Genomic DNA, 22,202 nt, shown 5'->3' on the forward strand with positions numbered 1-22,202 from the left:
CTCTTAATATTATCGGACATGAAAGATAATCCTTCACAGACTAAACCTGAATATTCTGCTTTTCATCGCTATTGGATGTTTGATCCAGAGGTAACTTTTCTGAATCATGGTGCTTTTGGTGCTTGTCCGATTCCAATTTTAGACGCTCAATATCAATTTCGACAACAACTTGAACAGCAACCTTTCCATTTTTTTGTCCGAGAATATGAAACTTTACTCGATCAGGCTAGACAACAGTTAGCTGATTTTGTAGGGGCAAATCCTGAAGATTTGGTCTTTGTTCCGAATGCGACAACAGGGATCAATACGGTTTTGCGATCGCTTTCTTTTTCAGAACAAGATGAACTCCTCACCACCAATCATGAATATAATGCCTGTCGCAATGTCTTAGATTTTGTTGCAACTCGCACAGGAGCTAAAATTATTATAGCAGATATTCCTTTTTTTATCACTTCATCTCAACAAATTATTGAAGCAGTCATGGCAAAGGTTTCTCCTCGTACAAAATTAGTATTAATTGATCACATTACGAGCCAAACGGGGTTAATTTTTCCGATTCAACAGATTATTCAACAATTAAATCATTTAGGAATAGATACTCTAATCGATGGAGCCCATGCACCCGGAATGTTAGCTTTAAATTTACAAGAAATTAAGGCAACTTACTATACGGGAAATTGCCATAAATGGTTATCTGCACCCAAAGGAGCGGCGTTTTTAGCAGTACAACAAGATAAACAAGCGTTGATTCGTCCCCTTACTATTAGTCATGGAGCTAATTCTACCCGTAGCGATCTCTCTCGATTTTTATTAGAATTTGACTGGACAGGAACCCCTGATCCGAGTGCTTATTTATCGATTCCTAAAGCAATTAATTTTATGGGTTCTCTTTTACCCGGAGGATGGTCAGAATTAATCAAAACCAATCATAATTTAGCGGTAAATGCTCGAAAATTATTAGCAGAAAAGTTAGATATTCCTTTACCTTGTCCTGATCATCTAATCGGTTCAATGGCGGTTTTACCATTAGGAAAAAGATGGCAAGGGTTCTCCGATTTGAATCAAAAACTCTGGAAAGAACATCAAATTGAAGTCCCAATTATGCCTTGGGATGATGACAATCAACCTTTAATCAGAATTTCTGCCCAAATTTATAATCATTTATCTCAATATGAATATTTAGCAGAAGTTTTATTAAATTGACTCAGGTTGCAGGTGTCACTTATTAGCCAATAACCTTTAAATTGTAGGATGGGTCAGCAAATAAATTTCACTCAATAACACTTTTGACAAAACTTCCTTAGCAATAAACTCTATCACATTAATACTAACTGAATTCCCCAGTTGATAATAAGCCTTATCATCATTATAATGCAGATTAAAATGGTCAGGAAAACCTTGTAAACGGGCTGCTTCACGGGGAGTAATCCGACGAACTCGACCCTGATGATAAATTCCTAACTTATTTGCATCACTCGCTACTAACGTTACAGCAATAGATTCAGGATCTAAAAATTTATACACTTCAAAGGAAAAATTACCACTAGCAGGTTTATATTGATTATTAATCATTTTTAGGTATTTTTTATCAACCAATCCTTGCAGAATATCATCTAAATTAGGAGCATTAAAAAACGTCGCAATTTGCTCTTGGGTTAAAAGCTTTCCATCTTGTTCATCTCCAAACTCTTTATTTCGTCTTTTTAAAATAAAACGATTCATTAACTCGATTTCTTCGGGACTGCATTCTCCTTTTAAACCAAGTTCCCAAGAATGAATTGAGTTTCCTCCTCGGTAATCAATTAATCTTTTCCCATGTAACTTGTCTAAGTCTCCCTTAAAATGGTGTTTTAAGCGTTCAATAAACACAGGAGAACAATCATATTTAGGATCAGGATTATCTTCTAAAATTGTTTTTACACAGGAAAATTGATGCTGTTGAAACAGAGAAAGTTGCTGACTATAAGAATGAGAATCGGGTGGCCCACAATCGGAAACAATATTTAATTTAGGTGATTTTTCTAATACCCCAATCATATAAGCTCTTAATCGATTTTGGGGTAAACCAAAGTTGCAGCTATTCAATAAAAAAAATTGAAAACTATAACCTCTTTTTGTAATTTCATATTCTATAGTTTTTAGGGTTCTTCCCTGATCATTAGTCTGGATTCCTCGTACATTTTCTAAAATCATGATTTGAGGTTTATTGGTATCTATTAATCTCATGATTTCAAAAAATAAGGTTCCCCTCGTATCTCCAAAGCCTTCTTTTTTTCCCGCATAAGAAAAAGATTGACAAGGAAAACCCGCTAGTAAAACATCATGTTCTGGTAAGTGTTCAAGTGTTCTAATATCACCGAAAGACTGTTCTTTAAAATTAGCTTGATAAACCCATCTCGAATCTTGATTAATTTCACTACTGAGTAAACATTGGGGTTTAAATCCTAATGAAGAAGCAGCTTTTTCAAATCCGAGTCTAATTCCTCCAATTCCAGCAAATAAATCAATAAATTTAATTATTTTCATTGTAATGTTATGAATTTTCTTGAATAAACTTAGCTAACAGTTGAATTTCTTCTTTTGAGAAAGCTACAGTACAATCACTATAACGGCAAATTGTACTTACTGCATTTTCTCTAATATTTCGATTCATCAATAACACGAATCATTTGATGATGAGTTGCTTGTTCATCAGGAATAAATTGATAAATCTTTTTTACTTCTAAGGAAGCTGGATAATCTTGGTTATTAACACAGACCACAAAATATTGTTCTTGATCTTCTTGATACATGGTTTTAATCACTTAATCTTTATTGCTTAAATACTCCTGAGCATAAACCTCCGCCATTAACTTCGGCCATATCAATAGAAAAAATCCCATCCAAGCTAACAAAGGAATAGCAACTAAAATCGTAATCCAAATAATATGCAATAGAAACCAACTTCCTAAAATCAACGTCATTCCAGTTAATAGAATAGACCAAGGTTGACACCACCAAGGTTTATAATTCCAGGGGTTAAACGGTTCTTGATTCGTCATTTTATAATTCCCTTAAAACGTCAAGTTCTAAACAACAGAATTCTCTGGTAAAGCGGTTTGCATTTGAGCCAACCAACTTACCAAAGATTCTAACTGCTTATCGGCGCTGACGGCGGCTAATCCCCGAACAGTAACTTTACCTTTACTATACACAAACCGACTGTGTAAATGTTCCGCTAAATTCGCTTTTAATAAATTCCAGGCGGGTTCTTCCATTGGAGTTTCTAATAAGATATGTTGTTGACCGTCGGGTTTAATGCGAGAAAAGCCTAATTTCTTGGCAATTTGTTTAAGTTCCATAATTCTAATTAATTGACGTGCTGGGGTAGGAATAGGGCCATAACGATCGCACCAATCTTCTTGAATTCGAGATAATTCATCTCGACTTTGACAAGCCGCTACTGAGCGATAGGCACTGACTTTTTGATCTAAATCAGGGATATAATCGGAAGGAATAAAGGCAGTTAAACTTAAGTCAATTTGAGTATCATCAACCTGCGGGATTTCTTGACCTTTGACTTCTTGAATGGCTTCCTGTAACATTTCACTATAAAGATCAAACCCCACCACATCCATTTGACCGGATTGTTCTGCCCCTAAAATATCACCCGCACCCCGAATTTCTAAATCTCGCATCGCTAATTGATAACCCGATCCTAACTGAGCAAATTCTTGAATCGCTCTTAATCTTTTACGAGCATCATCAGTTAAATTAACCCGTCCATCGGCGGTGGTGGGATAGAATAACCAGGCGTGAGCTTGTACTCCTGAACGTCCAACCCGACCTCTTAATTGATACAATTGAGCTAACCCGAAACGGTGAGCATCTTCAACTAAAATGGTATTAACTCTGGGAATATCTAACCCGGATTCAATAATCGTGGTACACACTAAAACATCCGCTTCCCCAGAACTAAAAGTTAACATAATCGATTCTAATTCAGAGGCATCAATTTGTCCGTGAGCGATCGCTAATCTGACCCCAGGAATCATCTCTCGAATTTGGGCAGATTTTTCTTCAATTCCTTCAATTCTAGGCACAACATAAAACACCTGTCCGCCTCGGTCTAATTCTTGACGAATAGCGGTTCTTACGGTTTCTAAATTTAACGGTGCTAAATGGGTTTGGATGGGGCGACGGGAGGGAGGTGGAGTTGTAATTAAACTCATTTCTCGAATTCCCGATAATGCCATATATAACGTTCGAGGAATGGGAGTTGCAGTTAATGTTAACACATCCACATGGGTTTTTAAGGTTTTGATTTTTTCTTTTTGATTAACACCAAATCGTTGTTCTTCATCCACCACTAATAACCCTAAATCTTTAAAATGAACGCCTTTTCCAAGTAACGCTTGGGTTCCGACAATCACATCAATTTCCCCGGTTGCTAATCGTTTTAAAATTTCTTGTTTTTCTGCTGTTGTCCGAAAACGATTCAGTAAAGCAACTTCAATGGGATAGGGGGCAAATCGTTCTTTTAAGGTATGATAATGTTGTTGAGTTAAAATTGTTGTCGGGGCTAATAATGCCACTTGTTTTCCAGCCGTCGCTGCTTTAAAAATAGCTCGAATTGCCACTTCAGTTTTGCCAAATCCCACATCTCCACAAACTAAACGATCCATCGGGCGATCGCTTTCCATATCCCATTTAACGTCTTGGGTGGATTTAATTTGATCCGGTGTGGGTTGATAGGAAAAGGAATCTTCAAGTTCCTGTTGCCAAGGCATATCTTCAGGAAAGGCATAACCCGTTTGTTGGGCACGTTGGGCGTATAATTTCAATAAATCAACGGCTAATTTCTTTAAGGATTTTTTGACTTTTTCCTTGGTTTTTTCCCACGCTTGTCCGGTGAGTTTATTCAGTTGAGGAACTTTCCCTCCCGCACTTCTAAACCGCGATAAACTTCCGACTTGATCGGCCGCAACCCGTAGGGTTCCATCTTCATATTGTAATACTAAATATTCACGGGTTTCATGATTAATCACTAAACTTTCTAATTTAATAAATTTTCCCACCCCATGTTGACGATGAACGACAAAATCACCGGGTCTTAGTTTATTTAGGTCAACTTGTTTGGAGGTCGCCCGACGCCGCTTTCTAATATAACTGGGAGTGGCGAGGGAATGTTGCCCATAAAATTCTCGATCGGTGATTAAAACTAATCGAAATGTCGGTAAAACAAACCCTTCTAATTCTGCTAGTCCGGTATATTTTAAGGCGACGGGGGTATTTTTAATTAAGTTATCAATAGCCGGATAATCACGGGGGTTAGGAATAAATTTAGACGGACAATCATGTTCGGATAACAGTGCAACGGATCGACTAGGTTGAGCAGAAACGAGAAAAATAGCAAAATGTCGTTGTCGTTCGTGACGAATGAGTTCAGCGAGTTTGGCAAATTGATGGGGAGTGGCAGGTACGGGACGGGAAGATAAATTTAAACTAGGAACATCAGCAATATTAATTAGAGTGGGTTGATAATCTGCTAATTCAGATAAATATAATTTGTCAAACCCTTCAATTTTTTGGAGAGCATCTATAAAAGAACGGTGAATTTTCGGCAGTTTTTCAGGTAACGTTTGCCATTGTTCTTCAATATGTTCTAACCAGCGATCGCTATGGGCACAACATTGATCCGGTTCATCAATAACAATTAAGGTAGTATCGGTTAAATAATCTAATAACGAAGCCGGAGTTTCAAAGGCTAATCCTAATAAAGGATGATAGGATTTGGGGGGTTTATAATTAGTATTATCCAGTTGAAATTCCGGTGTCGGAGTTGGGGGAATCACTTCTGTAATTAAGGTTTCTGCTTCCGGTAAATTCCCCTGAATCATGACATCAAAATTCGTTGGGGTGAGAATCAAACTTTCGATTTTATCTAATGATCGTTGGGTGGTGGGATCGAGTTCTCGAAGTTGTTCTAATTCATCTCCAAACCATTCTAAACGCACGGGTAATTCCGAGGCGACGGGAAAAATATCGACAATATCCCCTCGCCGACTCCATTGTCCTTCGGTTTCGACGGTGGCTACCCGTTCATAGCCTAATTTAGCCAACTGTTGATCCAGGGTTTTTCCTTCAAACGTCATTCCCCGATACAGCGTTAAACAATAAGGTTGAAAGACGTTAACGGGGGGTAAATGGGGTTGTAAACTGCGTTCTGTGGCGACCACCGCAACGGGAGAACCAGGGTTTTTTAAACGTCCTGCTAAGTCGGCTAAAACTTGCATTTGTCCCCAGGTCATTTCTTCAGAAGACACCGACTCGTAGGGGGAGGCTTCCGACGTGGGGTAAAAGTGAACCGTTGTCCATCCCATAGCCTCCAGTTGCGCCGCCCAGCGTCCGGCTTCCTCTAAGGTGGCGGTGACGACGAATAAATTTAATCCCGACTCCTGCGCTAAGGTGGACGCAACTAACCCCTTGGGAATGCGAGGCATACCGTTGAGGTAGAGGGCTTGAAATTTGTTAAGTTTGGTCAGGAGTTCAGCCGTTAACGGCGATCGCCCCAATGCACGCACGATAGAGGAAAACGTCATATAGAGGAGGGAACAGGGAACAGATCATGGCCTGGGTAGAGACGGGCCGTGGCGCATCTCTACAACAGTCGTTCTCATATTTTAAGGAATTCCAGAAGATTCGATCTCGAAAGAAGTTAGATTATTTTCCCGTCTAAACACAGATGACACAATCTGACCTTTGGGGTTTAGAATCATCACATTGAGATGTGATCGGTTATTCTTATCTTTTATCGTTCTATCCTGACCCAAAAATGTCATCTGTGTTCCAAGAAATTTTGATTGTTGTTCTGCTGATTCTCGCCAATGGGGTTTTTGCGATGTCCGAAATGGCGATTGTTTCTTCGCGTAAAGTGCGGTTACAACAATTAGCCAATCAAGGCAATAAAAAAGCAAAAGTCGCTTTAGAATTAGCAAACTCTCCAAATCGTTTCCTCTCAACGGTGCAAGTGGGAATTACCTTAATTGGAATTTTAGCAGGTGCCTTTGGAGGGGCGGCAATTTCGGCTCGATTAGATACCCAACTCAAGCAAATTCCAATTTTAGCCCCTTACAGTAATGCCATTAGTTTTACCGTTGTTGTAATTACGATTACCTATTTATCATTAATTGTAGGGGAATTAGTTCCGAAACGGTTGGCTCTGAATTCTCCTGAATTAATCGCAACTACGGTTTCTATTCCTATGCGTTGGTTATCTCGCGTTAGTTCCCCTATTGTTCATTTGTTGAGTGCGTCTACAGAATTAATTGTTCGGTTTTTAGGCAGTCATACCTCGACAGAGCCGGAAGTCACCGAAGAAGAAATTAAAATTCTGATTGAACAAGGAACAAAATCAGGAATTGTTGAGGAAACGGAACAAAATATTGTCGGACGGGTGTTTGAATTAGGCGATCGCCAAGTGCGAACCTTAATGACCCCTCGCCCGGATATTTTTTGGATTGATATTGATGATCCGGTTGAAGAAAATCGTCAAAGTATTTCCGAAAGTTCTTATACTCGGATTTTGGTTTGTCAAGAAGATTTAGATCATGTTGTCGGGTTTATTAAAGTCACGGATTTATTAACCCAAGCTTTATCGGGTCAACCCTTAGATTTAACGGCTAATTTATGCCGCCCTTTATTTGTACCAGAAACCACATCGGTTTTAAAAATTTTAGAATTATTTAAACAGGGAGAAACCCATTTTGCGTTGGTGGTCGATGAATATGGGGTGATTCAAGGATTAGTCACCTTAAATGATATTTTAATGGAATTAGTCGGGGATATTCCGTCTTGGGAAAACCCAGAAGAACCGCAGAAAGTTCAACGAGAAGATGGGTCTTGGTTGTTGGATGGGATGTTACCCGTTGAGGAATTTTTTGAGCTATTTGGTTTAGAACATTTATTAGAAGAATCAGAAGGAAATTATCACACCGTTGGGGGGTTTGTGATTACCCAGTTAGGTCGTATTCCGGCAGCGGCGGATCATTTTGAATGGCAAAATCTCCGTATTGAAGTTATGGATATGGATGGAAACCGAGTCGATAAAGTGTTAATTGTACCTTTATCTTCCCCTGAAAATAACCCCGCTTCTGATATTGAACCCGAAGAAGCTTAAACCTAACAGACTAGGTTTAGGATATTTGTGATCGCTCATTTCCGTTTCCTTTTGATTCATGTTTAAAAAGTTCTCCCAATTGCGTTTAAAATCCCTACGCCAAAGCTTACTATTGTTATTTTGTTGGACAATTTTACCATTATTTCTTGTGGAATTGTTAATGATTGTCCTCGAACCTTATTTATCCCAAGGGCTATATCAATACGATCCAGATTTAGGCTTCAAAATTCGTCCCTATGCTAATGGAAACAATCAATTTGGCTTTAATGATCGAGATTATCCCCTACAAAAACAACCTGAAAACTATCGAATTTTAATTCTCAGTGATTCTTTTAACTGGGCGGGAGGAAAGGAAGGAAATTATACAGCGTTATTAGAAAAACAATTTGAACGCTATTATCAAAAACCTAACGTTGAAGTGATTAATGCTGGATACCCCGGAACTCATACCGGGGAACAGTTAGCCTTATTAAAAAAATATGCTTTACAATATCATCCTGATTTAGTCGTGTTAGGGTTTTTTGTCGGCAATGATTTTATTGATGCTGACCCCAACCGAAAACGCATTATTGTTAATGATATTTATATTGATATTGATAAACGCAAAGAAGTAAAAATCTTCGGTTATCCCATTATTAATCAATCTCGTTTCCTTCTGTTTCTTCAACAAAAATATAAAATTTTTCAAGAAGCCACCAAAGCAAAACAACACTCCGTTATTCCATCTTCCTCCCCCTATCAATTCCAACTCGTTTCTAATTCATCTCTCCCAGAAAAATCTCCGGGTATTTTATCGTTAGAAACCTTTCTGGATACTGAAAAAACTCGCTTAGACTTTTGTAAACGCAAAGATTTGCAAAAGGGTGTCTGGAATGATAATATTAACTATATTTTCCAAAGCATTGATGAAATGAACCAGCTGTTAAAACAGCAAAATATTCAATTTATCGTTGCCATTTATCCTGATGAATTCCAAGTCAACCCAAATTTATTAACCCAAATTACCCAAACCCATAAATTAAACTTAGCAAATTATGATCCAACCTGTATGCAGAATCTTCTGATTCCTTATCTTAAAACACAACAAATTGCTTATCTTGATTTCTTACCTCAATTTCAAGCGGAACAAAAACAGCGTCTCTTATATCTATTACAGGAACCTCACTGGAATACAGCCGGAAATCAATTAGCTGCGGATATCCTCTTTAATCAGTTATTAGAAAAAACTCAACAATTTTTTAAACGTCTACCTCCTTCCTCAAACAAAATTTAAAATGCAAAAACTTAAACTCAAAGCTTTTAGTAAAATTCTCGGACAAACCGCCTTAATTGCCTTAATTACCTTTGTAATGTCCGAAATTACCTTAAGAATTTATAATAAAATCAATCCCAGTTTTGTGTTTTATGATTCATCCTATAATCGGTTTCGTGGAAAACCTAACGCCCCCGACTATGACTTTAAGTTAAATTCCCAAGGCTTTAAAGATGTTGAATTTACCGTTGAAAAACCTGCGGGAACCTATCGAATTTTAGGGATAGGAGATTCCTTTGCTTATGGCGTGGTTCCCTATCAATATAATTATTTGACGCTTTTAGAGGAAAACTTAAACCAGTCTGGTCAAAAAACAGAAGTGATTAATATGGGAATACCCGGAATGGGGCCAAGAGATTATTTATCAATTTTAGTCAATGAAGGATTAAAACTTAATCCCGATAAAGTGATGGTATTTTTCTATATTGGCAATGATTTTTTAGATAATTCCTTGACCGCTAACCTTAGAACTGAGGAAAAATCCTATGTGATTGCTTTAATTAAATCTTTAATTAAAATTCAAAGTAATTATAAAGGAAAAGTTCTCAATCCAACGTCGGTTAAATATAACGATAATCAACCCACATTTAATAACCAAAAATATCTCCAAGATACGGTTAATAAAAGTAATATGTTTGTTAGAAACCCTGCGGATAGTATTTTTAAAAGCTTTGTAGAGGATGCGGTACAAGATTTACTAAAAATTAAACAAATTTGTGATTCTCAAAAGCTCCCCTTAACCGTTGTGATCATTCCCGATGAAGTTCAAGTCAATTCCCAACTTCAACAACAAGTCAAACAAGTGTTTGATCCTAAGAATGAGAATTTATTAGACTTTGAACTTCCCAACCGAATGTTAACAGAACAGTTACAGCAAGCTAATATTGATTATTTGGATTTATTACCTTATTTTAAGGCTTCTTCTCAACAAACCCGCCTCTATAAACCCAATGATACCCACTGGAATATCGCCGGAAATCGTTTAGCGGCTGAATTAATTACCCAACATCTCACCTCAAAAAACAACCAACCTTAGAAACGGAGTTTTTAACTGTAGAAGAAACTACAAAGACACAAAGGGGATGAGCTTAATTTTATCGGTATTGCATATTCTAACAGTCCCTAGCTTTTTGCAAGAATACTGAGTGGTAATTATCTTTTCTCCCTCTGTCACGAAATTATTCCAATTCTCCATTATAATTTTTCTCTCCGCATCTCTTGGCAACACGGAAACTCTGCTGTGATGAAGCGAAAATGACTCATCAACGATGAGTGTCGGTGACGTTTTGATGCAAGTAAGAATATTATCCAATCTTTCGCGAGAATAGAAAGGATACTGAGCAAAGTCTGGGCACAGGAGTTTATCGTTGGCGGCTCCATATGGTATTATATAAGTGTTTAGACCAAGCCGCGCAAATGCTGCTCCATTTGGATATATAGCCCTGAAAGCTCTGGTTTGAGGTGGCTCTTGAGTTAAGGATGAAATCTTTGTTATTATTTCCTGTGGGGAGACAACATAGTGAGTCAAGCGAAGTGTCCCACTGAGTAGGATTGCCAAAACTACAAATGCAATTCCAAATGATGAATTAATAAAGGCTTTCTTTGGCTTAAAGTTTATTGCTATGTAAATTAATATAAGAGTTTGCGAGAAGTATATTAGCTGCAGGTGATGAGACCATATACCTGTCAACCCCAATATTATTATTGAAATGATGTATGTAGCGAGTGTGCTAATCAAAAAAGACTTGCTCTTCTTCTCGACCGTGGGTTGAGTTGCAATATATCCAGAAAAGCTTATGATTGCTATTATTGAGAGTCCTATGCGTAACGACCCACCAGATAGCAGGAAGATTGATCGAAGATGCGAAGCAAAAGAATTTCCTAGGTTACTATTAGACATCTCCGAAAATCTCCAAATGCCCTCTATCGCTACTTTTGGAATCTCTAGCACTCCTGTGCCGGCTTCTCCAAAAGNACATCGAGTGATTGGAGAAATTGGTTTAATAAGCTGTATTTATGTAAATACAGAAACGGGATATTATGATGATATTAATTTTAACCGCTAAAATCAAAAAATAAGTCTATAAAACCTTAAACTAACCTATGACCCTAACATCTTCAGTAGAATTTTTAGATGAATTTGACATTGTTGTTGTCGGTGCTGGACATTCCGGCTGTGAAGCAGCGCTGGCTTCCGCGCGGTTGGGATGCCGTACCCTGCTGTTAACCTTAAATTTGGATAAAATCGCTTGGCAACCCTGTAACCCGGCTGTCGGAGGCCCTGCTAAGTCCCAACTCGTCCATGAAGTGGATGCTTTGGGGGGGGAAATTGGCAAAATGGCTGACCGTACCTATTTGCAAAAACGAGTGCTGAATATTTCTCGTGGCCCTGCGGTGTGGGCGTTACGGGCGCAAACCGATAAACGGGAATACGCCGCCGTGATGAAAACTATTATTGAAAATCAGGATAATTTGACCGTCCGAGAAGGGATGGTGACGGATTTAATTTTAGGTAAAAATGAGGAAATTATTGGAGTACAAACTTATTTTGGAGTTGCCTTTAAATGCCAAGCAGTAATTTTAACAACGGGTACTTTTTTAGGGGGAATAATTTGGGTCGGGAATAAATCAATGGCTGCTGGACGGGCGGGAGAATTTGCAGCTATTGGATTAACAGAAACTCTCAACCGTTTAGGGTTTGAAACGGGACGATTAAAAACCGGAACTCCAGCGCGAGTGGATAAACGGTCTGTTGATTATTCTAAGTTAGAACCGCAACCGGGAGATACAGAAGTGCGGTGGTTTAGTTTCGACCCGGAAGTTCAAATTGAACGGGAACAAATGTGTTGTCATTTGACTCGAACCACAGCCGAAACCCATCGAATTATTCGAGAAAATTTGCATTTATCTCCGGTTTATGGCGGTTGGGTGGATGCGAAGGGCCCCCGTTATTGTCCGAGTATTGAAGATAAAATTGTTCGGTTTGCGGATAAAGAAAGTCATCAGATTTTTATAGAACCGGAAGGTCGAGATATTCCTGAGTTGTATATTCAAGGATTTTCGACAGGTTTACCAGAAACGTTGCAATTGCAAATGTTAAGAAGTCTTCCAGGCTTAGAAAATTGTGCAATGTTGCGTCCGGCTTATGCGGTGGAATATGATTATTTACCCGCCACTCAATGTTATCCCACGTTGATGACGAAGAAAATTGAGGGGCTATTTTGTGCGGGACAAATTAATGGCACAACGGGCTATGAAGAAGCGGCAGCGCAAGGTTTTGTAGCCGGAATTAATGCGGTGCGATTTGTCAAACATCAACAAATGATTGTATTTTCCCGTGAACAAAGTTATATCGGAACGTTAATTGATGATTTGTGTACCAAAGATTTGCGAGAACCCTATCGAATGTTAACAAGTCGGTCTGAATATCGGTTATTATTACGGTCTGATAATGCGGATGAACGGTTAACGCCGTTGGGTCGAGAAATTGGGTTAATTGATGACCGTCGTTGGGAGTTATTTCAACAGAAACAAGAAAATATTATTGCTGAAAAAGAGCGGTTATACTCGACTCGAATTAAGGAAAATCATCCGGTGGGAATTGCGATTTTTAATGACACCCAACAAAAAATTAAAGGGTCAATTACCTTAGCAGATTTATTGCGTCGGCCAGGGTTCCATTACGTTGATTTAGAAAAGTATAATTTAGGCAATATTAATCTTAATCAACTGGAAAAAGAAGGAACAGAAATCGAGATTAAATATTCAGGGTATCTGCAACGCCAACAAAACCAAATTGACCAAGTTAGTCGCCAATCAAATCGGGCATTACCTGAAGATTTAGACTATATGAAAATTGAAACTTTGTCTATGGAGGCGCGAGAAAAGTTAATGAAAGTTAAACCATTAACGGTGGGTCAAGCGTCGAGAATTGGCGGGGTGAATCCTGCTGATATTAATGCGTTATTGATTTATTTAGAAGTGCGAAATCGTCAACATCAGGTGAGTCTTAATTCTTAAAGTTCACTGATTTTTGATAGTAAGTTTAAATCAGTTGTACATCAGTCTGAAAATCCAATTCAGTGTAGGGGCGAGGCGCGCCTCGCCCCTACCCAAAACTTGGGTATTTTTTATAATTAATAATTGGGTTCATTATCGGTACTTAAACAGAAAAAAAGAAATAAAACGTCTATAATATCGATAGGGTAAGTATTCTACGTTGGGAAGCTGCCATGAAAGAAACCACTCCCTCTGCTATGCCACCGTGCTTTGAGAAATGGTGCGCTAGGTTCGATTTGGTATTCAGGAATCCATCTCAAAAAAAAGGATTTAGGCACTATTTAGGAGGATTATTGGGCGAAAGTGAACGAAAAAACTTAACTCAGATGTCAAATAATGCAGCTTTGCGTGGTTTATCACCAATTGCATCAAGAATATCAGACTCGAAGTCTTAAAAGCCTTCATCGGCATCTAATCTTAGTTTTTTGTGCCTACAGTTTCATTATTTGGCAACAGTTAACTGGCGGATTAAGACGGCGTTGGGCTAACAAACCGTTAAATACATTTACTGATGCTTTATCCGCTTTTAGAACAGCTATATCTTATCGATTTGTCGCTTGGCTCCAAGAGAATCATGATGTATTTGCTCTACATCTAAGCAATTTGGGGCTTGTTTGGGCTTGAACTTTGTTCAAATCCCGTTAAGAACTATAGAGTTATAGGCAGTTCCCCCAAGGGTTACGCAAACTTTACATTTCTTTACAATAGTCAACCTGTTGATTAACTCTTTTCCATTGTTAATTGTTTCTGACAATATTTATAAGTAGAATAAGCTAATGTCACCACTCCCGTAATAATCGCAGATTCATCGACTTCAAATTTGGGATGATGTAAGGGATAATTTTGTTTCTTTTTGTGTCCGACACCCAACCGAAACATCATGCCTGGTGCATAATCTAAATAGACGGAAAAATCTTCTGCACCTAAAGAAGGTTCGGGTAAATTAATAATAGCTTGAGTGCCAAAGGCTTCTCGTACCGTTTCTTCTACAATTTGAGTTAATATTGGGTCATTTTGCACCGAAGGAACGCCCCGACGATAATTTAACTCATAATTTGCCCCATACATTTGACAGACATTGGCAACAATTTGTTCAATCCAATTAGGTAAAGCTTCGTAGGTTTCAGGATGAAGCGATCGCACCGTTCCTAATAGTTTAACTTGATCCGCAATAATATTAGGAGCCCGTCCCCCCATAATTTGACCAATAGATAAAACCACAGGTCTTAACGGATTTTGGGTGCGACTAATGGCTTGTTGTAACATGGTAATTACCTGTGCGGCTATCCAAATTGCATCCTTAGCTTCATGAGGTCGCGCCCCATGACCGGACTCCCCGATAATTGTTAATTCCAAATCATCCGCCGCCGCCGTTAACGCACCTTGGCGCAGTCCCACACATCCGGCGGGAATACTGGGGAAGACATGAACCCCCAAAATCGCCGCCACATCCTCCATGACGTTATCATGTACCATCCAGGTCGCGCCTTTGGCAATTTCCTCCGCCGGTTGAAACAGAAACCGCACCTTTCCAGGGAACTCCTGACCTAACTGAGATAACACCATCGCTGTTCCTAACCCCAAGGTGGTGTGCAAGTCGTGTCCGCAGGCGTGCATGACTCCTATCTGTCGGGAAGCATACTCTAACCCGGTTAATTCCGTCATCGGTAAAGCATCCATATCCGTGCGAATCGCAAACCAACGGGAAGCGGTGGTGTTTCCCTTGAGTTCTCCGATAACTCCCGTTTTTCCTACCCCTTCTTGAACTTTAAGTCCACAGGAAGATAAAACCCCAGCAACATAAGCAGAGGTTTGATATTCTTGACCACTGAGTTCTGGATGTGCATGAATGTGGCGACGAATTTCAATTAACCGAGGTGCTAAAGCAGTCGCAATCTCTTTAATTTTTTCAAGCATAGATGGGGGAGTCTGGGTCATGGGCTAGAATGAAATTACCAAGTATTCAATTAAAGTTGATTCTTTATTATAGGGTAATTTTCTAACCCTAGGGCATGGCATTGCCATACCCTGATCTTGAATTTCTCTCCTCGAAGATTCTAAAAATTCGCTACAATTATCCCTTGACGCGGGGGAATGTATACCTCTAATTCTGTGTGTTCATCTTCTGGTTTCCAGCTAATTTTCCCTTCTCCATAAATCAACCGATTCGGACAGGTTTTTAAATCGGTAACAGTACAATGAATATGGGCTGGTTCAGTTCCTGAATTCACCCAAACCATCACTTCTTCGTTTTCTAAACACCGGGCAAACCCATAAACAATTCCCTCAGCATATAATATTTTGTAGGAACCGATTCGTAATGCCTGATACTGATGACGAATAGCAATCAGTTTTTTATGATAATCTAAAACATCCTGATGCCAAGATTCTTTCATCGGGAAAGCGCGGCGAGAATCAGGATCAAGCTGTCCTTCTAACCCGACTTCATCCCCATAATAAATACTAGGTGCACCGGGAAAAGTAAATAATAATAGCGTAGCTAATTGAACCGTAACTTTATCGCCTCCAGCAATCGTAATTAATCGGGCTGTATCATGACTATCAAGTAAATTCAATTGGGTGAGTTGAATGTCCCAAGGATATAAGTCTAATAACGCTTTAATTTTCTCTCCATATTCTTTTGCAAATAAAGGCGGATAGGGAGAATAAGAAGGGCCTTCGACTAATTCCATTTTAACGCGATCGCCTGCGGTAAACGCAATGGTTGGGCCTGCAAATAAATAATTCATTACCCCATCAAATTGGGTTCCATCTAACCATTCTCTGGAATCCCCCCACACTTCTCCGACAATATAAGCCTCTGGATTAACCGCCTTCACTCGCTCTCGAAATTCCTTCCAAAACCCTGGAGTTTTCACTTCAAAGGGTACATCTAAACGCCAACCATCAATGCCAAAATCAACCCAATATTCGGCAACTTCCATAATAAATTCTCTAACTTGAGGGTTATCATGATTAAATTGAGGTAAAGCCCGATTTCCAATCCAACCTACATAATTTGCAGGTTTACTCCCATCATAAGCTGATAGCGGCCATCCTTCAATTTTAAACCAATCTAACCAAGGAGAATGGGGGCCATTTTCTAAGATATCATGAAACTGAAAAAAACCCCGACTGGCATGATTAAATACCCCATCTAAAACAACTTTAATATTGCGTTGGTGAGCCGCTTTTAGCATTTCTTCAAACGCTGGATTTCCACCTAAGATGGGGTCAATTTGATAATAATCATGGGTATGGTAACGATGATTAGAAGCGGATTGAAAAATGGGGGTAAAATAAATCGCATTAATTCCTAAATCTTGTAAATAATCTAATTGTTCAATCACGCCCCATAAATTTCCTCCTTTATATCCTTGTAAGCTCGGAGGTAAATCCCATTGTTCCCAGCGATCAGAACTTAACAATTTTTTGCGGGGAATGGCAGCTTGAGCAAAGCGATCGGGAAAAATTTGATAAAATACCGCGTGTTTGACCCAATCAGGCGTTTGTACAATCATAGAATCCTTATAACTCATCCAAAATACAGTAAAAGCCTCTATCCTATTTAACCTCTGACTTTAGGTGTAAATTTTGGTAGCAATTCTAAAGTTAAGCAAAATTTCACAAAATTACTTCATTTAACTTAACTAAACTAAACTAAGCTGGGACATTAGTGATTATACCCCTAGTTATTGTTACTTAAAAAGATCAAGCGTCCTGATCAAATATTGAATTTTTCTTAAGACATCCTAAATTTCTCAGTTATCTATGATAGGTTAAAAACAAATTATTGGATTTGCACCCAGAGGGATGAATGACTTAAATAATAAATTACCATCAATTGTGTATGCGGAAGCCTCCGTCCATTCCCAAGGCGGGGTTTCCCTATTCCAATTTTCAGAACAAATTACCCATGAGAATATTAATCAATTTTATTCTCATCCTCAACAGGTTAATTTAGCGATTCAGCGTCTACAAGCAGAAGGATTTGAAGTTTTACAAACCGGACGAGTTACTCTCAGCATTGCAGGTTCTATTGACCTGTACGAGCGGGTTTTTAAAACAAAAATCATTGCTAAAGACAAAACCGTTATCAAAGGGGGAGGATTAGAAAGTATCGCCACATTTTTAGATACTCCCGATACTGATATGGTGGGTTTTGTTGATCCGTCTTCTAGTCCTTTATCCGATTTAATTGAAGGAATTGCCTTAAGTGAACCTGTTTATTATACAGATGTCGGCTTACCTTCGGAATCTCCTCCAAATCCGTCCTATTGGCATTTAATACCCCAGGATATTGCCCAAAAACTCAATGCAGTAACGGCTCATCACCAAGGAATTAAAGGTCAAGGGATTAACGTTGTCATGGTCGATTCTGGATGGTATCGTCATCCTTTTTTTGCCCGGAATCGATATCAAGGTAAAGTTATTTTAGGGGCAGGATGTATTAATCCCGAAGTCGATGAAAATGGACATGGAACCGGAGAATCTGCCAATCTATTTTCTGTAGCTCCAGATATCAATTTTACCATGATAAAATGGAACTTTAAAAATTCCATTGCAGCCTTTAAAAAAGCGGTTTCCTTGCGTCCTGATGTTATTTCTTGTAGTTGGGGAAGCAGCAAACAATATTTGCCTTTATCTGCCTATGATATTGCCTTAACTGCTAATATTGCCGATGCAGTTTATCAAGGAATTATTGTTGTTTTTTCCGCCGGAAATGGACATTGGGGATTTCCCTCTCAACACCCAGATGTGATTGCGGCTGGAGGCGTTTATATCAATTCTGATGGCAAGTTAGAAGCGAGTAATTATGCTAGTGGTTTTAGCAGTAACATCTATTCGGGGCGAATTGTTCCTGATATTTGTGGGTTAGTGGGAAAAAAACCCAGGGCGGCTTATATTGTCTTACCTGTTCCCCCTGGAAGCACGTTAGATGCCGTTTTTGGTATACCCGGTGTTAAACACCCTGACGCGGATGAAACGTCCTCAGAAGATGGTTGGGCAGCCTTTAGTGGAACATCCGCCGCAGCCCCCCAAGTGGCGGGAATTTGCGCGTTGATGAAGCAAGTTAACCCGCAATTATCGCCCCAACAAGCTAATGAAATTCTACAACAGACCGCCATTGATGTAATTGCAGGAAATTGCAATTCTGCGACGGGAGGACATTCGGCAAAACCCGGATTTGATTGGGCAACAGGGAGCGGTTTAGTTAATGGGTTTGAGGCGGTAAAAACAGCAAAAAAATTAGCAAAAGGGGAAACAAAAAGACAAAATCGAAATTCTCAAGTTCGATATGCACACCCAGTTTCAAAACATCAAAACATCAAACCAGTGGAGGGATTTATGAATTTTTCTGTTGATATTCAGTCTAACGAACAGCTTACCCAAAAATTAAACAAATTAGATATTAAGTGGCAACTTGACCAAAAACTGCAAGAGCTTCTAAAGGATGCTCGACGCCATGATCCCGATATCCCCTATCTGGAAATTGATCAAATCAGCTTTACCATACGCTCTCCAAAAACTAATGTTGTTGCTGCACTGAAACAAGAAATTGAAGAAGTGAAAAATAGCATGAAAAATGTAGGAAAAATCAACATTCCTCTGTCGGCTTTAGTCGCGGCTGAAAGTCTATTAAAGATGGGTCAAGCCGATGATTTTGTAATTGAGTTTCTGACAGAAGTATTGGAAAAAGCTGATCGCCCAATAGCAAGATCTCGTGCAATTAAAGCGTTAGGAGAACTGAGTTTTTGTGGTTGTGGTTCAAAATCCAGTAATCCTAATGAGGATGATGAACTGATGGTACGATGCAGTGACGGTACATCTGCGGAGTGTAATATAAAAGAAAATGGAATTTGGAATGCGCGTTGCGGACGAATGCTCATTCCATGTACCCCACCCAATAGATAGAGAAAAACTTAAATCTTTGAGTTGGAGCCTGAACTTGTTCTCGTATCAAGTTCTAATAATACAAACTCAGGGATTTTTGCAGCTTTATCGTTAGCTAAACAACAATCTAGCACTGCTAATAGCAATCCTTTAATCATTTCCGGCGTACCTTGTTGTATATCGGCTTGAGCAAAAAATTCATGCCATAACTGCTCATTATTACCGCAATGTTCTACAACGGACATAGCCGCTAGGTACTCAGCTAAAGGATCAAGCACAAAGCGAATTTCAGTGTAACTAGGAGGAATAGTTTGGATGATGCAGAGACGATTTTCTAAATATTTGAGACGCACTTCTGCATCATCACTCCCTAACGCTTTAACAACAGTCTCTTTTAACGCTGTTGTCGGTCGATACGTTTGTTTTAGACATTCCCAAGCAATAATTTTAACATCCTGATGAATCTTAGAGTTTTCTGGATGATCACCTGATATATTCCCATTAATTCGATTTAAGTATTCTAAGATTAAATCAGGGATATTTTGAGGAAACTTATCAATATTTCCTCCCGTTTTAACTGAAATAATCTGTTCAATAAAAAGTTTAGTTAACAGCACTGTAACATCTCTTTTATCGGCAATCATCAACAGTCGATCACGGGCATTAACTAATTCTTGATCTTTAAAGATATCGTGTTTTCCCCGTTGAGTAATATAAGCCTGCATAAAAGGTAATAGGCGATCTCGCTCAACTCGCATCGGTTGAAGTATCGTTTTATTCACTCCACCTAATGATTCCTCCATCCGTGATGTTACAATCAAAGCATTAACAGGAAATCCGGGTAATTCAGGACGAATTTGTTCGCGGGTTGGTGAACTCATTTCTGAGAAGTGATCCACAATTACCAGTAAACGTTGTTGAATCAGAAGTTGTTCTAAAAATTCTTCAGAAACCGGCTTCTGAGCATCGACTAAATTTTTCAATAAACCTCGGATAACCTCAAGAAAAACCTGTTTTCCTTCAGCAACTTTAACATCTAGTTCCTGTTCAACTAATATTGGCAGCATCCGATGTTTACACAGCCGTTTTTCAGGAACATCTGACATAGCCCAGCGTGCAATTTGACAGGCAAGACTTGTTTTTCCTGAACCCCCTTCACCCCAAATTAAAAGACATTCTTGTTGTTCACTAAATTTAGCTTGCAATTCCTTCGCTGTCAATTCCGCTATATCAATACCATCTAAAATGACTGGGATGGGAACATAAATACTACGCTCTTTAACCGTTGTTTTTTTGTCAAATTCTTTACGAGCTTTACCTAAATTATCTTTAACCCATGCGTCTAGTACCCTGGGGTGGTAACAAGACCGAAATAAAAGCAACCTTAATAAATCTGAAATTTTGAGATTTCCTAGAAAATTTGGTAAGGGAATATCGGTATAGCGCTGTAGAATATCATTACACCTTAACAGCCACAAAGGACGTAACCACAGAGACATTAAAACAAAATATAGCCAAGATATAATGATTAATATTGGCACGGATTCTTGAGGTTTACTGACTATCCAATCCAGTATAATTTTAGGTTCTACTGAGTCGGGTATATTATCAATATTATTGATGGCATAATTTAAAGATTCTTTGGCTTGGGTGATATTTGATCTTGATTGTTGATCTTCACTACTATAGTTTTGATTCAAATAATCTAAAGCATCTTCCAAACCTTCTTTAGCATTGGACTTTTCTTCTTTTGTTAAGTTAGATGATTTTATTGATAATTCATCTCCTGCATAACGCAATGACGTAATTACCTCTTGTGTTATTTCTTGATCTTGTTGGTCTAATAATTGTTTAAAGGTGGTAATTGCGGTTTTAACGTCTCGACCACTACTTGCAAGAGCATAAGCAGCACCTAGTCGTACTTGCCAATCATTGCTTTTAGTTAATGCAACTGATCTCACGTCTACTAGAGCCTGTTGTAAATCTGAAGAATCAATTTTACGAAGTAGAAAATAGATAGCACCAGCAGCGCGATAACGAACACCTTTGTTATTATCTTTCAGGGTATTTAATAAAATTTTAAGTGTCTTCTGTATTTTCTCTGGCGGTGCAATCTTGCTCAAAACATCAATAGCATAAACACGCACTAACTGATCAGGGTGACTGAGCAACTTATGATCAATGATTAAATTAGTAATATAATCAGTTTGTTGAGGCAGAATTTTAGTAGTTTGTGCAATTTCTGATAAGGCTTGGAGTACAGAGGCAATAACTTCAGGATTGTTATTATTTTCTAATTCTTGAATTAAAGTATTAACAACATCAGGAATTTTGCTTAATTGGCTAATAGCTTCTTGATCATTATCAATATTATCATCCATCAACATCTCAATCGGCTCTTTAATTCTCGGATCAACCTGAATAGCTTCTTGCTTAACATTCTGTTGCGCTAACCCAGCACTCGACAACAATAACGGTAAAGAAACGCCAACCACAGCCACTTTAATCGCCTGAGAAACCTTATGCCAATATGGGTGCATCATAAATCCTCTGTTCTGAATCAAAATTGATTCTGTTTATTCTGGTATAACCTTAATTATTCAAAACCGTTCCCCATTAATCCAGCAAAAAAATATAAAGAATTATCAACAACAATGCAAGTAGAAACGATTCAACCCTTAAAATTCAATTCTTCTTGAACAATTCCTTGGCCATTGTTATCCCTTCCTGTTAACTTCCCCCTAACCCAAACTTAAGACAGGTTTTGCTTCTCCCCCC

At 38.7% G+C, this 22,202-nt stretch carries 15 protein-coding genes and 2 pseudogenes; 8 read left to right on the forward strand and 9 right to left on the reverse strand.

Annotation, left to right across the window (positions count from 1 at the left end):
* The first annotated feature begins 18 nt into the window (after positions 1-18).
* Positions 19-1,203: an aminotransferase class V-fold PLP-dependent enzyme gene (locus PL9214_RS14395; RefSeq protein ID WP_072719506.1), complete on the forward strand. Its 1,185-nt coding sequence runs from the start codon at positions 19-21 to the stop codon at positions 1,201-1,203.
* A 36-nt stretch (positions 1,204-1,239) separates the two neighbouring features.
* Here PL9214_RS14395 and dcm read toward each other — a convergent pair whose 3' ends face one another.
* The 5 genes from dcm to mfd are packed head-to-tail and all read right to left on the reverse strand — an operon-like array spanning position 1,240 to position 6,581.
* Positions 1,240-2,526, reverse strand: coding sequence for a DNA (cytosine-5-)-methyltransferase (dcm, locus tag PL9214_RS14400; protein ID WP_072719507.1), 1,287 nt, complete (start codon positions 2,524-2,526; stop codon positions 1,240-1,242).
* Positions 2,527-2,533: 7 nt separating this feature from the next.
* Positions 2,534-2,653, reverse strand: coding sequence for a hypothetical protein (locus tag PL9214_RS33250; protein WP_437126714.1), 120 nt, complete (start codon positions 2,651-2,653; stop codon positions 2,534-2,536).
* Entirely contained in the window at positions 2,637-2,792 is a 156-nt protein-coding gene (locus PL9214_RS31275; RefSeq protein ID WP_186440392.1) for a hypothetical protein, read from the reverse strand. The genes PL9214_RS33250 and PL9214_RS31275 overlap by 17 nt, the downstream gene beginning before the upstream one ends.
* Positions 2,793-2,804: 12 nt before the next feature.
* Entirely contained in the window at positions 2,805-3,041 is a 237-nt protein-coding gene (locus tag PL9214_RS14405) for a DUF6737 family protein (protein WP_072719508.1), read from the reverse strand.
* A gap of 27 nt (positions 3,042-3,068) precedes the next feature.
* Positions 3,069-6,581 (reverse strand): transcription-repair coupling factor, encoded by a 3,513-nt coding sequence (mfd, locus tag PL9214_RS14410; RefSeq protein ID WP_072719509.1) that lies wholly within the window; start codon positions 6,579-6,581, stop codon positions 3,069-3,071.
* A 233-nt stretch (positions 6,582-6,814) separates the two neighbouring features.
* Here mfd and PL9214_RS14415 point away from each other — a divergent pair, with 233 nt between their 5' ends.
* The 3 genes from PL9214_RS14415 to PL9214_RS14425 are packed head-to-tail and all read left to right on the forward strand — an operon-like array spanning position 6,815 to position 10,506.
* Positions 6,815-8,158: a hemolysin family protein gene (locus tag PL9214_RS14415; protein ID WP_072719510.1), complete on the forward strand. Its 1,344-nt coding sequence runs from the start codon at positions 6,815-6,817 to the stop codon at positions 8,156-8,158.
* 58 nt (positions 8,159-8,216) lie between these two features.
* Entirely contained in the window at positions 8,217-9,431 is a 1,215-nt protein-coding gene (locus tag PL9214_RS14420) for an SGNH/GDSL hydrolase family protein (RefSeq protein ID WP_072719511.1), read from the forward strand.
* 1 nt (position 9,432) lies between these two features.
* Entirely contained in the window at positions 9,433-10,506 is a 1,074-nt protein-coding gene (locus PL9214_RS14425) for an SGNH/GDSL hydrolase family protein (RefSeq protein WP_072719512.1), read from the forward strand.
* A 27-nt stretch (positions 10,507-10,533) separates the two neighbouring features.
* Here the strand turns inward: PL9214_RS14425 and PL9214_RS14430 are convergent, their stop codons facing one another.
* Positions 10,534-11,370, reverse strand: coding sequence for a hypothetical protein (locus PL9214_RS14430; protein ID WP_139295061.1), 837 nt, complete (start codon positions 11,368-11,370; stop codon positions 10,534-10,536).
* A gap of 203 nt (positions 11,371-11,573) precedes the next feature.
* Between PL9214_RS14430 and mnmG the strand changes: the two genes are divergently transcribed.
* The 3 genes and pseudogenes from mnmG to PL9214_RS33260 form a co-directional block, all read left to right on the forward strand.
* Positions 11,574-13,490, forward strand: coding sequence for a tRNA uridine-5-carboxymethylaminomethyl(34) synthesis enzyme MnmG (mnmG, locus tag PL9214_RS14435; RefSeq protein ID WP_072719514.1), 1,917 nt, complete (start codon positions 11,574-11,576; stop codon positions 13,488-13,490).
* 212 nt (positions 13,491-13,702) lie between these two features.
* Positions 13,703-13,898 (forward strand): annotated as a pseudogene (locus tag PL9214_RS33255) (IS701 family transposase); the annotation flags it as partial.
* A pseudogene (locus tag PL9214_RS33260) lies at positions 13,899-14,153 on the forward strand (IS701 family transposase); the annotation flags it as partial.
* 96 nt (positions 14,154-14,249) lie between these two features.
* Here the strand turns inward: PL9214_RS33260 and PL9214_RS14450 are convergent.
* Together PL9214_RS14450 and PL9214_RS14455 are read right to left on the reverse strand one after the other, a co-directional pair.
* A complete protein-coding gene (locus tag PL9214_RS14450; RefSeq protein WP_072720049.1) occupies positions 14,250-15,446 on the reverse strand; it encodes a M20 family metallopeptidase in 1,197 nt (398 codons plus the stop codon).
* A 140-nt stretch (positions 15,447-15,586) separates the two neighbouring features.
* A complete protein-coding gene (locus tag PL9214_RS14455; RefSeq protein ID WP_072719516.1) occupies positions 15,587-17,050 on the reverse strand; it encodes a glycoside hydrolase family 13 protein in 1,464 nt (487 codons plus the stop codon).
* A 292-nt stretch (positions 17,051-17,342) separates the two neighbouring features.
* On the opposite strand from PL9214_RS14455, the gene PL9214_RS14460 reads away from it, so the two are divergent.
* The gene (locus PL9214_RS14460) at positions 17,343-19,445 is read left to right on the forward strand and encodes a S8 family serine peptidase (RefSeq protein ID WP_072719517.1); all 2,103 of its coding nucleotides are present in this window, start codon (positions 17,343-17,345) and stop codon (positions 19,443-19,445) included.
* Positions 19,446-19,453: 8 nt separating this feature from the next.
* Here the strand turns inward: PL9214_RS14460 and PL9214_RS14465 are convergent, their stop codons facing one another.
* Complete coding sequence (locus PL9214_RS14465) at positions 19,454-21,967, reverse strand: NACHT domain-containing protein (protein WP_083580029.1); 2,514 nt, start codon at positions 21,965-21,967, stop codon at positions 19,454-19,456.
* Positions 21,968-22,202: the final 235 nt, after the last annotated feature.

The sequence above is a fragment of the Planktothrix tepida PCC 9214 genome, from assembly GCF_900009145.1.
Classification (GTDB): domain Bacteria; phylum Cyanobacteriota; class Cyanobacteriia; order Cyanobacteriales; family Microcoleaceae; genus Planktothrix; species Planktothrix tepida.